Source organism: Tardiphaga sp. P9-11 (assembly GCF_008329525.1).
In the GTDB taxonomy this organism is placed as follows: domain Bacteria; phylum Pseudomonadota; class Alphaproteobacteria; order Rhizobiales; family Xanthobacteraceae; genus Tardiphaga.
This window is the reverse complement of sequence record NZ_NPKQ01000005.1, coordinates 137,190-150,492: the sequence shown is the minus strand read 5'-3', so window position 1 is coordinate 150,492 and position 13,303 is coordinate 137,190. Positions and strand designations below refer to the sequence as shown.

Sequence of the window (13,303 nt, the reverse complement as noted above, 5' to 3'; positions counted from 1 at the left end):
CGAGTGGGACTAGCGCGACGCCGCCTTCGGTTTTGTGTCAGCGGCCAAGATCATCTTCTCGACCTCACCGATGATAAGGTCCGGGGCGGCGTTTTGCACCATGTGACCAACGCCCGGGAGCACGATTAGTTTGGCGCCCGGCACCGTTTTCGCGAAATACCTCGAATGAATCTCTGGCGACACGATGGTATCGGCAGAGCCCGCAATGACAACAGTCGGCACTTTGATGTCAGCATAGCGCAACGCCTGCGCCACGACCGCAGACTTCAGTGTCACCAGATCCCACGCATTGGCGAGGAAGTTGCGTGGCCGCAATACGAGTGGCGTCGCTGTCTGTTCGATATAGCCGTCCGGCATGGCCTGCGGCGTAAACACTGCGCGGCCTCCGATGTCGGTCAGGAAATAACCGAGCGGCAGCGTGATCGTATAGGCCAGCAGCTTGCCTATCACCGGCGTGGTAACGATCTCGTTATAGATGCCAACGCCACCGGGCCAGGGATGAGTGACACCCGCCAGCATCACCAGACCCGCCACGCGATGCGGATAGTCCAGCGCCATCAGTGCACCCAATGCGCCGGCAAGGGAATGCACCACGACGATCGCCGGATCAACACCGAGTTTTTCGAGCGCTTCGTCGATCATCCTCGCCTGCTTCGCCGGAGAAGAGTTCGGCAAATCGTCACGCAAGCCCCAGCCAAAGCCGGGACGGTCGATCAGGATGACGCGGTGTTCTTCTGCCAGCATATTGCCGAGCGGCAGCCGCATGGTCTCCATGCTCGACGTGGCGCCGTGGATGAGGACAATCGGCGGCCCAGATGCATCGCGTGGTCCGATCTGCACCACATGCAGACGGCCACCCGTGACGTCGACAAGCTCACCCGTTGGCGGATATTTGCGCTCGAATACCAGCACGCCGACCTGTGTGGCCACAGCCAGCACGCATAAAGCGGCCACCACAGTGACTGATATCATTGCCGATATCCGGGAAATTTTGTGCACCGTTCAGATACGCGGCGGTACCCTAAGAGTTTCGCGTCGCGCGCCACTTACGCGCTGACGCCGAGACGACCAATGCCCGGCAATTTGATCGCAGGCCGGCGGATGTCGAGGCCGAATACGGCACCGAGCAGATTGAGCTCGAGCCCTTCGATCCAGCCTGCGGTGACACCGAGATAGCCGCCCAGCGTGGCGCGCACGCCGGTGCCGGAGGGTGTCCAGCCAAAGGCCTTGCCGGCATAGGGAAAGTCCTTGCCGATCGCGGTTGGCGGTAGCGCGACCTGCAATTCTGGCACGGATGCCAAAACCGCTGCGACAAAGGTGTTGGAGTTCGGCCCAGGCCACGCACGATAATCGCCATAGGAGCGCCAGGAATAGCCAGCAATCGCCGTCTGGATCTTCGGGATCATTGCTGTGGCCGCGTCACCATCGGCCGATGCGATCGCAGTCGGCACGTCGCCGAACCATCGACCATCAGCGGCAAAACCATTCAAGCGAATGGGCTCGCCCCATGCCGTATAATCGTAGCGAGTATAGCGCAACGCGCCTTTTTCTTTGAATACGATCCAGCTATGGACCGCAAAGATGCCGCGCCAACGCACAGTCCGTGCCGCAAAGACACGGACCAACGCCTCGGGATGCGCCCCAGGCGGCGGAAGCAGGCCAGCGCTGGAGCGGTCCGCACTTTGCCAATCCACCGAGCGATCACCCATCCAGTACTTAACCGCCGACACACCGATGGGAACGACGAGCAACGCAATCAGGACAATCACAAATTTTCTCACCGAGATAGGCCTGTGGACGGGAGCAATATTGTGGATATGGGGACCCTTTGCAGCTTTGCCACAACGGTGGCGTTGGCCCGCCCCGCCAAAACTGTCCACGCTATCCACAGGAACGCCGCCACATCCGCCGGGTTATCGCCATGATCACGGGGCGGACTGCCCCATGATCTGAACTGGAGATAGTCAATGCCCAGCCCAACCGAAGTTGCGATCGACGAAATCATATCCGCCTGTAACAACGACCTGCGTGGCGCGCTCAAGGCTTTGCTGATGGTCAACGAGCAACTGGAAGCGGAATTGCAGCAACTCTATGCCGCCTCACCCCCGCGCGGTGCTATCCGGCCCGGCAATAACGTCCTGCACTAGATCGACTGACGTGCCTATTCTGGATCGCCCCTGTCTTCCGGCTCGTCTTTGTCTTCCACTTTCGGACATTGCGGAATGGTGGAACGCGGGCGAAACGGCGACTATGGTTGCCGTGGCGCGCAGCGTAGCCGCAACTTTGGTTAATCCGAAGCTCCCGCATCGCCGAAAACCATCGACGATTACTACCCCGTGCGACGTTGCGCCGGCTTATTTTGCTCAGCGTCATCGTCTTCCGCACCGGGTGGCGGCAACTGCATCAGAACGGTCTGTCCGGGCGATGCAATCTCGATACCTTCTTCCTGAAAACGGATCTTCATGCGGCGATTGAATTCGCGCTGCACTGCCCAGCGGCCAGAATCGGTACACCGGATCTGACCCACGATCGTCGCCATCGAACCATCGACCTTGTCGACGCCCCACAGTTCCAGATCGCTGCGGATCAGCGGCTTGAAAGCTGCCTCATTGCGCATCTGCTCGACGATGTCCTTCAGCAACCGGCCGGCGCGGTCGGTATCTTCCTTGTAAGCGACGCTGACGCTGACGGCCGCGTTGCCGGCACCGCGGCTGGCATTGGTAATGGTGGTCACCGCGCTGAAGGGAATGATGTGAACCGAACCATCGCCGGCACGCAGCCGGATGGTACGGATCGAGACGTTCTCCACGACACCCGACAGGCCCGACACCGTGACGTTGTCTCCGACCTGAACTGTGCTTTCCAGCAGCAGGAACAAGCCCGTAATCACGTCCTGCACCAGCTTCTGCGAGCCGAAGCCGATGGCAATGCCAAGGATGCCGGCACCGGCAAGCAGCGGCGCGACATTGACACCGATCTCGCTCAGCGCGGTGAGCGAGACCACCGCAATGATTACGCCGAGCAATGTCGTGCGCAGCATCGGCTGGAACGTACGCAGACGCGCCGCACGGGCGAAATGACCGTCCCGCGTCAGCGCCGTGAGCTGGCGCTCCAACAACGCATTGCTGCCTTCCCACACAACCGCAGCGACAATGGCAGCAATGCCGACGGTGACGACAGCCGAGACGATCCGACTGCCGATTTGGCCGCCATAGAACCAGACAATGGCATTGACGCCCCACACCTCCAGCAAGGCAACCAGGCCGATCACCGTGATGATCGTTGCGACGACCTTGCGCAACAGTGGCAGATAACGATTGGCACGCGTCTCAAGACCCGGAAAGCGCTGCAGGATTTCCGGCTTGATGCGGAAACCACGATCGATGAGGCTCAGCCCAATCATTGAGACGAGCCGGGTCACCAACGCGACAATGACCGTGCCAACGATGTATCGCAGCAGCAATGAATAGCCGTTCTGGATATTGAGCGCCCAGATGGTCCAAGCCGCCATCACGACGACGATCGCCAGCACATGCCAAAGACTGGCGAGGCGATTGCGCATCGCGCTCAGGAAGCCCGCAGCGCCGATCGGCGCGCGGAGTGCATCGGCAACGGGCTTCCGGCACTGCAGGACGATGACGACGACAAACAGATGCACGACCAGCATCACGAGCTTGATCAGCGCGAAATGCGCCGAGCGATAGAGGCCCATCATCAGGGCGACATTGGCGATTGCGATGCCGGTGGCGCCGACGCCGACGATGCGACGCGTCCAGATTTCGAGATAGGCTGCGGTCTCCTCCTTCACCCTGAACAGGGCGAGCGGCCCGAACAGCGCGCGCATCGCGCAGATGATGGCGCGCGCCACCACATAACTGTTTACGATTGCAAGGATCGCGAGGCGCGTGATCCCGGCATCGCCGATCTGGGTGCCGAGCAGCAGCGATACCGTACCGGTAAAGACGAAAATCGGAAACAATTCGAGGAGAAGACGCCCGACGACATAGGGAAGCCGCAGCAGCGATTGCCAGGCCCGGGTCAGGCTGCGCCGCCGTTTGTTGAGATCGGGCGCTTCGGTGAAGTCGGCTGTGGACGACGGTGGATCGGCACGTTCAATCACCGCCGCTGGCGCGCGCGCGACGAAGGGAATGCGCGCCTCAAGCGCGCCCTGCGGCTTGCGCAGCAGCCAGACCATGAGCCATTCCGCCGCCAGCGCACCACCGAATACGACAACAAGCTTCCAGGCGATGTCGAACAGGAGATGATAGGTGCCGGGATCGTTGGCGCTGCGCTGCAGCCAATACCATAGCGCCGGAAAGCGCGTGACCGATTGCACGGCTGTCGAAACCTCGCGCGTAATATCGCCGAGCTGATCGGAAATCGTCACGAGCAATTGCGCGCCAAGACTGTCCGCGTCGAGCGGAATGGCAGGCTTCTTCTCCGGCGATGCGGGTGTCGCCGTGGCGATCGCGCGCAGCGTATCGATCATCTCCTTGCGCTTGACGTCGTCTTGCAATGTGTCGAGCGCGGCCTTGGCCTGATCGGGGGACAGCGTCGAAACTGCAGGCGCCGGCGGCGCATCAGCTTTCTGCGCCAGCGCAGGGCTGGTCACAGCAGCCATCGGTGCGGCCATCAACACACATAGCAAAGCGAATAACGGAAATGACTTCGGCGCCAAAAGGTGTCCCTTCCTGTGGCTCGGAAAACGCCCTTTTCGCCCATTTCCTGTGTCAGAAGTTTGATTCCCCGGCGACGATGTCTTGTTTTTCCATCGCGGGCAGCAGGGATGCATCAAAGCAGGGCAATGTTCCCGCGATGTCCCGCGAGCGCCCAGACTTTCAAGGAATTTCAGATATCGCGGCCTTCGACCTTCTCGGCCAGGGTCTTGACCAGCTCCGGCACCTTTTCGAGATGCGGATTGACCGCAAGTGCCTTGCGGAACGCATCAAGCGCACGCTTGTCGTCGCCCAGCTCCTGCATGATCATGCCCAGACCAGCCAGCGCCCCGAAGTGTCGTGGCTCACGCACCAGCACCTGCTCGATATCCTGCAGCGAGCGGGTGTAGTCGTTCTGCAGGTAATACAGCGTGGCGCGCCGATTCCAGCCCTCGACGTAATCGGGGCGCAACTTCACAACCGCGCTCAACAATTCCAGCGACAGATCGACCTGCTTGGCGTCCAGCGCCGTCTTGGCGCGGGTCATCAGCAGCGCGGTCGTGTCGCTCGTGGTCTGCGACCACAGAGCCCAGATCCGGCCTTCGACGTGCTTGGCACTGGCTTCGTCCGGCGCCGCTTTCAGCGCACCAAACAGAAAATCGAGACCGCGCGTCTTGTCGGCATTGATCTTCGGCAGTTTGGCGGGGGGCTCGGGAATCTTCTTCGGCGCATCCGGGGACACGATCTGCGTATCTCGCAGCTGGGCGCAAACAGGCGCTGCGCCCAGAAATGCACTCAGCAGAATTCCAAAAGCTGCGGCCGGGATTCTCAATGCCATACCGCAAGTCTAGACACGAAAAAACGCGCTGCAAAGCAGCAGCGCGTCAAACACCTGTGATGTCGTGAGCCCAGCCGGCAAAATCCCGGCCGAGCAGCAACTCAACCCTGGCGAGCCTTGAAGCGGCGCTGGGTCTTGTTGATCACGTAGACACGGCCCTTGCGGCGGACCAGGCGGTTGTCGCGGTGACGACCACGCAGCGATTTCAACGAGTTACGGACTTTCATCGGTCGATCCTGATAGCTTGCGATACTGACTTCAAAGGCCGTGCGCGGCAGGCCGAAATCAGCGAAAATGGGCTTGAACCCGCTGGCGACCAAGTCGCCCGGGACCCGCGGTTTCTAAGCCATCGGGCGCCGGACTGTCAATCCGATCCAGGCATCTGGCGACCACCGGATCGATATTTGCAGGTATTTTGGTGGCTTGAGAGTCCGGGAACAGCCACCGGACCCTTCAAACACGTGCGGATCACTCTTGCGGGACATTCGCGGTTTTCACCACTGCGCCCCACTTCTTGATCTCCGAATCGACAAAAGCCGTGAATTCAGCTCCCGTCAGCTTGCCCGGCTCGACGCCTTGGGTGGCGAATTTCTCGCGGGTCGCGGGTGCCGCCAGAATTTCCTTCATGGCCGCGACCAGCTTCATATAGGCCGGGCTGCCATTGGCCTGCGGCATGTACATGCCGAACCAGGCGGTCGCCTCGAACCCCTTTACGCCAGCCTCATCGAGGGTCGGGGCGTTGGGGAGCGAGGCCGCCCGGGTCAGGCTGGTGACCGCGAGCACACGGATGTTGCCCGCCTCTGCAGCAGGCAAAACAGTCGGCAACGTATCGAACATGATCGGAATATGGCCGCCGATCAGGTCGTTCATCGCCGGCGCGGCACCCTTGTAAGGGATGTGCTCGATATTGATTCCAGCCATCTGCTTGAACAATTCGCCCGACAGATGATTGGCGCCGCCGACGCCGGCCGATCCGAAGGATAGCTTGCCGGGCTGCTTCTTCGCCAGCTCGATCAACTCAGCGACCGACTTCGCTGGAAAGTCCCTGGTCACAACAAGCGCATTTGGCGCCGTCGCGATCAGGGCGATCGGCGAGAAGTCCTTCTGTGTCTCGTAAGGCAGACTCTTACGCAGACTCGGATTGATCACGTGATGCGTGGCCGTGACCAACAACACGCTGCCATCGGCGGGCGACTTCACGACAACTTCCGAACCGATTGTGCCCGATGCGCCGGGGCGGTTCTCGACGATCGTGGTGACGCCTAGCTTCTCACCGAGATATTGCGCGACGAACCGCGCCAGAATGTCCGTCGTGCCCCCGGCCGGAAACGGCACGATGATCTTGATCTGGTTGACCGGAAAATGCTGGTCGGCGGCGTGGCTGGTCGTCGCTGTGACCAGCATGAATACCGAACAAACTGCAGTCAATAAAAGCTTCATCGCGGTTCCCTGCCCTTGCTTTGCTTTTCGCATTGTTTGCAACATCAGATCGTCTCAGGGCTGTCGCAGCAGCTTGGCGCGCTCGACCAGCGATCGCTCTGAAACATAGAACTCTCGTGCCCATTGCTCGTACTCGCCTGGCGTGCGCGTCCACGCCGTTTGTCGTAGTGTCTCAAGCAATTTGCGGTACTCGTCGCTGTCGGCCGCCGCCTTGAACGCCTGATACAACTTGCCGACAATTTCGGGCGGCATGTTCTTCGGTCCCACGAGTCCATAGGGAGCGGGATAGACAAGGTCGTAGCCGAGACTCTTTGCAGTCGGCACGCCCGCCAGCCAGTCGACCGGTTGCGGGTCGAACGACAGCAGCATGCGCATCTTGCCGGGCTCCGTGTAAGGAAGAATCGTACCTACCGCATCGACGGTTGCCATGGCATGGCCTCCCAGCACGGCCGTACCGGCCTCGCTACTACTGCGATATCCAACATGTGTGATCTCGACACCCGCCATGCCGGCAAGAGCCTCAGCAAGAAGATGCATCGTGGTGCCAGCCCCAGCCGTCGCGATCGTCAGCCCACCGGGATTTGCCTTTGCATAGGCGACGAGATCCCCAACCGTCTTGAACGGTGAGTCGGCATTGACCGCGAGTACGAACGTGTAACCACCGAGACCCGCAATCCAGGTAAAGTCCCTGATCGGATTCCAATCGACTTTCTGCATGTAAGGGTAACGCAACAATCCTGCGGTAGCTGCCGCAATCGTGTAGCCATCGGGGCTGTCGGTCTTCGCCATCGTCGAGGGCGCAAGCGTCGCGCCTGCCCCCGGCTTGTTCTCGATGATGATGGGCTGGCCGAGTTGCTTGCTCGCAAGCTCGCCAAGCTTGCGGAACGTGATGTCGGTCGCCCCGCCGGGACCAAAGCCGACCAGCAACCGGATAGGCCGCGCCGGATATGCTTCCTGAGCGCTGGCAACACCGATAACAGCGCAGGCCAAGCCAGCAGCCATCAAGCCGCAACGCAACGTCGTTCCAAGCCATCCCATATCGAATCTTCCCATGTTTCCGAGTTTCTTCTGATCCGGATTTTCCATCCGTTGATGATCATGATGACGTGGTGTGCACGCTCCATGATTTGCGGTCATTCAACGCATTGACGTCAAAACCGGCAAGTTGCTTGTAGCGACGCTCTATATCCTGCAGCTCGGTGGCGGCATCGCCATGGGCGCCGCGTCGCGCCATCGCGCTCACGCGTGCCATGACGTCACCAGCCTGCCGTCGATTGGCCAGCTGGACTTCAGTTGCCACGGGACGGCGCTCGCTCTCATAGGCCAGCAACGCCTCGTCGATCGAAGGCGCCGTCGCAATCTGATAGGCGAGTACCCGCGCGTCGAGAATCGCCTGTGACGCGCCGTTCGATCCGAACGGATACATCGCATGGGCGGAGTCACCGAGTAGAACGCCACGTCCAAAAACCCAACGCGGCAACGGATCGATGTCGGCCATTGGATATTCATAGGCATGAGCTGTTGACGCAATCAGTTCATGCACATCGAGCCAGTTGAAACGATAGTCGCGCGCGAAGGCGGCGACTGCCTCGGACGCTATCGGTACATTCCAATTCCCGAGTTCTGCATCCGATCGATTTTTGTCAGCCGGGCGTACCAGCAGCCAATTGATGAGGCCCGGAGCGATCGGATAGACGACGACGCGCTGCCTTTCGTCACCGATGATGACCATCGACTGACCGGTCAGAAACGGTCCGGCCTTGGCCGCCCCGCGATACATCACCCATCCATTCGATGCGATGGCGGTGGGCGCGCCGTACAAACTGTCACGCAGTGCCGAGCGGATACCATCTGCCGCCACCACCAGGTCGGACGGATGAGATTCGGACTGCCCCGTCTCCACATCGACCGCCAGCATCGCGACACCGCCGTCGTGACCCGAATGGGCGATACCGGTTGCACGCCGTCCGACCCGAATGGCCGAAGCGCCGAGCCGTTGGCGAACGGCATCGACGAGCAGCCGCTGCAACTGACCACGGTGAACCGAATATTGCGGCCATCGGTATCCGGCATCAAGTCCGCGAGGTTCAGCCCAGATCAGCTGCCCGGCAGGGTCATAATAGGCGAGCTCCCTTGTCGGCACCCCGATGGCTGCCAGTGCGTCTCCGAGCCCTAATTCACTGAGTTCGCGAACGGCGTGCGGCGGCAGGTTGATGCCGACGCCGACGTCCCGAATTTCGCGTGCAGCTTCGAATACGACAACATCGTCGCGGCCGGCGGCATGCAGGCTAAGGGCGGCGGTCAGTCCGCCGACCCCCGCTCCTGCAATTGAAATCGGCATGCGCTTGCCTCCGACGCTCAGGTGGTTGCTTGAACGGGAAATTCGACCATCGCCTCGCCAATGGCGACCTTCTCGTCGTTCTGGTTTTTCACCAACACATCGATCAGCACCCAACGCGACTTCTCGGTGGTCTGTTTCGCCTTGATGATGCCGACCGGCTGAATCGTGTCGCCGGGTTTCACCGGTTTGACCCAGCGCGTTTCGAGACGACGATGAATGGCACCCGCGGGATAGGCCCAGTTCGTCAACATCCGGGTGATGAGCCCGAAATTATTCATGCCATGCATGATGATGCCGCCGAAATTGGTCTTGCCGAAGCTGTTCTTCATGTAGTCGTCGTCGAGATGCAGCGGATTGTAGTCGAGCGAGCCGTCGCAGAAGAGCCGGATCGATTCGCGCGAAACCGGAAACTTCGGGCCGTCGATGGTGTCGCCGGTGGAGAGTTTTTCAAAGTTGGTCGTCATGATGAATCTCTCGTCTCGCTCACATCGGGCGGATGGTCTGGCCGCGGCCAGAACAGATGACGTCGCCGTGCTGATTGAAAAATACGTTGTCGTGGACCACGAACAGCCGCTCGCGCTTGATGAACTTGTCGAGCGCGCGGGCCTGCAGCGTGATGGTGTCGCCCGGCCGTGCCGGCTTGTTGTAGCTCCAGGACTGCCCGGCATTGACGGTGCCGGGCGTGCGCATCCAGTCATCGGTGGGGGTGCAGGAGAACATCAGCAGGATGTGGATCGACGGCGGCGCGATCAGACCGCCATAGGGCGACGCCTTCGCGTAAGCCTCGTCGAAATACAATGGGTGGTTCTCGCCGACCGAGCGGCAGTAGAGCTGGATCGCCTCCTTGGTCAGAACATAGGGCAGCGTCTTGCGTGGCTCGCCCGGGACGATCTCGTCCCAGACCTTGCGCAAGTTCGCGTCCTTCCAGAAATCGGTTTCAAAAACTTCCGCTTGCGCCATAGCGCCTTCTCCACTATCGTTCACCAGGCGAACTTTATAGCCGCCTTACGAACAACTATAGACGCGGTTTCTCGGGACTGACAAGCCCGGACCGGTAGGATGGTGCATGGCCAAAGACAGTGACGGTTTTGTTCGGGCGATCGCCCGTGGTTTTGCGGCGATCGAAGCGCTGGGTCGCCCACCCGGCCGGCACACGCTCTCTGAAGTCGCCGCCATCGCGGGCCTCAGCCGCGCGACGGCGCGCCGCATGCTGGCGACATTGATCGTGATGAAATATTGCGAAGCCGATGGCCGCTATTTCAGCCTGCGCCCGCGGGCGCTGGGGCTTGGCCTGTCCTATCTCAACGCGCTGCCATACTGGGGCTACGCGCAACGCGCGCTGGAAGACCTGCGTAACGAAATCGGCGAATCCTGCTCATTGGCCGTGCTGGATGAGACCGAAATCGTTTATGCGCTGCGATTGCCGGCACGGCGCATTCTCTCGGCGAATCTCGCCATCGGCAGTCGCCTGCCCGCACATGTGGTGTCGCTCGGCCGCGTCCTGCTGGCAGCCCTGCCGCCGGAACAGCGCGCGCAGTATCTCGCCACCTCCGACTTCAAGCAGATCACCCCACGCACCATCACCGATCCCGTACTGCTGGAACGTGAGCTGGAGCGCGTCGACGCCGAGGGCTATAGCTGGATTGATGGCGAACTGGATCCCGCGATCTGCGGCATCGCCGTTCCCGTGCGCGATCACGGCGGCCGGGTCGTCGCGGCGATCAGCATGAATGCCATCTCTGGCACCATGGACGAAACCATGGCGAAGGAGAAATACCTGATCCCTCTCCGTCGCACCGCGCAGGACATCCGGACACAAACCTCGTCTACTGGTTAGCCCGGAAGTCTTCCGCGCCTTTCATTGGGCTGGCCGGTTTGCTAAGGCAACCGCCAACGATAATGATGAAAATGCGGGAGACGCAGGACATGAAATTGCTCAATCCGGACGACTTGGTCGCCATCGACATCCACACCCATGCGGAAGAACCGTGCGGCTGCCACGCCGACGACGGCTATGACGATTTCCAGGCCCGGATGGCCGAGTATTTCAAGTCGCCGCACAAGCATCCGCCGACGGTGCAGGAAACCGCTGCCTATTATCGCGACAAGAAGATCGCCGCGGTGATCTTCCCGGTGGATGCCGAGCGCGAGACCGGTTTCCGCCGCTACAACAACTACGAGATGCTGGAGATCGCCAAAGAGAACGCCGACGTGCTGATCCCGTTCGCATCGATCGATCCGCACAAAGGCAAGCTCGGTGTGCGCGAGGCACGCAAGCTGATCTCCGAATACGGTGTGAAGGGCTTCAAGTTCCACCCGACCATGCAGGGCTTCTACGCCAACGACCGCATGGCCTATCCGCTCTATGAAGCGATCCAGGAAGGCGGCGCCATCGCGCTCTTCCACACCGGCCAGACCGGCGTCGGCTCTGGCATGCCGGGCGGCATGGGAATGAGACTGAAATATTCCAACCCGATGTACATGGACGACGTCGCGGTGGATTTTCCGGACATGAAGATCATTCTCGCGCATCCCTCCTTCCCCTGGCAGGAAGAAGCGTTGTCGGTCGCGACCCACAAGCCCAACGTGTATATCGACCTGTCCGGCTGGTCGCCGAAATACTTCCCGCCGATCCTGGTGCGCTATATCAATTCGATCCTGCAGGATAAGATGCTGTTCGGCTCCGACTGGCCGGTGATCATGCCGGATCGCTGGATGGCCGACTTCGCCAAGCTCGACATTCGCGACGAGGTGCGTCCGAAGGTCCTGAAGAACAACGCACGGAAACTCCTGGGCATATGACGAACAACGATCTGCCGCGCAAACTTGCGGATGCCCGGCAGATCGCTGCCATTGCCACCGGCTTCTCGCTGCCGTTCTCAACCAGCGGTCAGGCTATCGCGGTGTCGATCTTTGCAGTGCTCGCGCTGCTGACACTCGACCGCGATCGTTTCATCGCCACGTTGCGGCGGCCTGCGGCCTATCTGCCGGTCGCGCTGTTCGCGCTGATCCTGGTCGGCGTGCTCTGGTCGATGCAGCCGCTCAGCGGCGCGATCAGATGGGTTGGTCCCTACGCCAAGCTGCTGCTGATCCCATTGGTGATGGCAACGGCATTTACGCCGAAACAAGCGTTACAGATCGCTTATGGCTTTCTTGCCGCCTGTATATGTCTTCTCGCCCTGTCATGGGCTGCATTCCTGTGGCCCACGGGACCGTGGGGCTGGTTCAAGGCACCCGGCGTGCCCTTCAAGGACAACGCGGTTCAATCCGGCTGCTTCGCACTTTGTGCCTTCGCTCTGGCGATCGGCGCGATGCGTATCTGGGTGCAAGACCCCCGCCGTGCCATTGCAATGATCGTGCTCGCACTTCTGTTCTTTGCCGACATTTTCCTGATCTATGTGTCGAAGACCGGCGCAATCATGGCCGCTGCATTGCTCGGTTTATTCGTCATCCACGCCGGCGGCTGGCGGCGCTCTGCCATGGTCGCGGTCGCAGCCGTGATCGTGATCGGCATAGCACTGCTGACCTCGCCACAAGCCCAGCGCCGGATCGCAGAGATCAACTCGGACATCAACGCCAATAGCGGCGAGACCGCCGGCGGCGAAACAGTCTCGACTGCATCGCGGCTGGATTTCTGGAGCAAGGCAGTCGGCTTTGTGAAGGCCTCGCCCATCGTCGGGCACGGCACCGGGAGCATCAAGCCGTTGTATCAGAGCATGGAGGCGACGAAGCCGTCGCCCTATGGCCAGGCCACACCAGATCCGCACAATCAAACGCTTCATACGGTGCTGCAGGTCGGCCTGATCGGCGGGCTGCTGCTCTGGGCCATGTGGATCGCGCATGCACGGCTTTTTCTCGCGCGCGATTATGCGAGCATCGTCGGCCAGGCGGTTGTGTTGCAGAACCTGATTGGCTCTCTATTCAACAGCCACATTTCGGCGGTGACGCAAGGGATGCTGTACTGCCTGGCAGTGGGGTTGCTGGGCGCGTTGGTGCGCAATGCACATTCGGAATGACCGGCCGGAAGCC

The 13,303-nt window shown here is 60.8% G+C and carries 14 protein-coding genes; 4 read left to right on the top strand and 10 right to left on the bottom strand.

All coding sequences use genetic code 11. The features are described from left to right. Nucleotides 1-9: 9 nt before the first annotated feature. Nucleotides 10-972 (bottom strand): alpha/beta fold hydrolase, encoded by a 963-nt coding sequence (locus CIW50_RS18455; protein ID WP_149532666.1) that lies wholly within the window; start codon nt 970-972, stop codon nt 10-12. A gap of 74 nt (nt 973-1,046) precedes the next feature. Next, a complete protein-coding gene (locus CIW50_RS18450; protein WP_246664364.1) occupies nt 1,047-1,766 on the bottom strand; it encodes a DUF3750 domain-containing protein in 720 nt (239 codons plus the stop codon). Nucleotides 1,767-1,967: 201 nt separating this feature from the next. Here CIW50_RS18450 and CIW50_RS18445 point away from each other — a divergent pair, with 201 nt between their 5' ends. After that, nucleotides 1,968-2,147, top strand: a complete 180-nt coding sequence (locus tag CIW50_RS18445; RefSeq protein WP_149532665.1) for a hypothetical protein — start codon at nt 1,968-1,970, stop codon at nt 2,145-2,147. Nucleotides 2,148-2,329: 182 nt separating this feature from the next. Here the strand turns inward: CIW50_RS18445 and CIW50_RS18440 are convergent, their stop codons facing one another. The 8 genes from CIW50_RS18440 to CIW50_RS18405 all read right to left on the bottom strand — a co-directional run bounded on the left by CIW50_RS18440 (nt 2,330) and on the right by CIW50_RS18405 (nt 10,234). After that, complete coding sequence (locus tag CIW50_RS18440) at nt 2,330-4,621, bottom strand: mechanosensitive ion channel domain-containing protein (RefSeq protein ID WP_502707501.1); 2,292 nt, start codon at nt 4,619-4,621, stop codon at nt 2,330-2,332. Between the two features lie 227 nt (nt 4,622-4,848). Beyond that, nucleotides 4,849-5,493 (bottom strand): tetratricopeptide repeat protein, encoded by a 645-nt coding sequence (locus CIW50_RS18435; RefSeq protein ID WP_149532663.1) that lies wholly within the window; start codon nt 5,491-5,493, stop codon nt 4,849-4,851. A 101-nt stretch (nt 5,494-5,594) separates the two neighbouring features. Further along, nucleotides 5,595-5,720 carry a type B 50S ribosomal protein L36 gene (ykgO, locus tag CIW50_RS18430; protein ID WP_055038661.1) on the bottom strand — a complete coding sequence of 42 codons (126 nt, stop codon included), beginning with the start codon at nt 5,718-5,720 and terminating at the stop codon, nt 5,595-5,597. 241 nt (nt 5,721-5,961) lie between these two features. After that, entirely contained in the window at nt 5,962-6,933 is a 972-nt protein-coding gene (locus CIW50_RS18425) for a tripartite tricarboxylate transporter substrate binding protein (protein WP_149532662.1), read from the bottom strand. Between the two features lie 54 nt (nt 6,934-6,987). Further along, a complete protein-coding gene (locus CIW50_RS18420) occupies nt 6,988-7,986 on the bottom strand; it encodes a Bug family tripartite tricarboxylate transporter substrate binding protein (protein WP_246664339.1) in 999 nt (332 codons plus the stop codon). A 43-nt stretch (nt 7,987-8,029) separates the two neighbouring features. Beyond that, nucleotides 8,030-9,274 carry an FAD-dependent monooxygenase gene (locus CIW50_RS18415; RefSeq protein WP_149532661.1) on the bottom strand — a complete coding sequence of 415 codons (1,245 nt, stop codon included), beginning with the start codon at nt 9,272-9,274 and terminating at the stop codon, nt 8,030-8,032. Nucleotides 9,275-9,291: 17 nt separating this feature from the next. After that, nucleotides 9,292-9,738 (bottom strand): MaoC family dehydratase, encoded by a 447-nt coding sequence (locus tag CIW50_RS18410; RefSeq protein ID WP_149532660.1) that lies wholly within the window; start codon nt 9,736-9,738, stop codon nt 9,292-9,294. Between the two features lie 19 nt (nt 9,739-9,757). Further along, nucleotides 9,758-10,234, bottom strand: a complete 477-nt coding sequence (locus CIW50_RS18405; RefSeq protein ID WP_149532659.1) for a MaoC family dehydratase — start codon at nt 10,232-10,234, stop codon at nt 9,758-9,760. A gap of 106 nt (nt 10,235-10,340) precedes the next feature. On the opposite strand from CIW50_RS18405, the gene CIW50_RS18400 reads away from it, so the two are divergent. From CIW50_RS18400 to CIW50_RS18390, 3 genes are all read left to right on the top strand, one after another. Then, nucleotides 10,341-11,111 (top strand): IclR family transcriptional regulator domain-containing protein, encoded by a 771-nt coding sequence (locus tag CIW50_RS18400; RefSeq protein ID WP_149532658.1) that lies wholly within the window; start codon nt 10,341-10,343, stop codon nt 11,109-11,111. Nucleotides 11,112-11,200: 89 nt separating this feature from the next. Then, on the top strand, nt 11,201-12,076 hold the full coding sequence (locus CIW50_RS18395; protein WP_089265865.1) for an amidohydrolase family protein: 876 nt from the start codon (nt 11,201-11,203) through the stop codon (nt 12,074-12,076). Beyond that, nucleotides 12,073-13,290: an O-antigen ligase family protein gene (locus CIW50_RS18390; RefSeq protein ID WP_149532657.1), complete on the top strand. Its 1,218-nt coding sequence runs from the start codon at nt 12,073-12,075 to the stop codon at nt 13,288-13,290. The genes CIW50_RS18395 and CIW50_RS18390 overlap by 4 nt, the downstream gene beginning before the upstream one ends. The last annotated feature ends 13 nt before the right edge of the window (nt 13,291-13,303 follow it).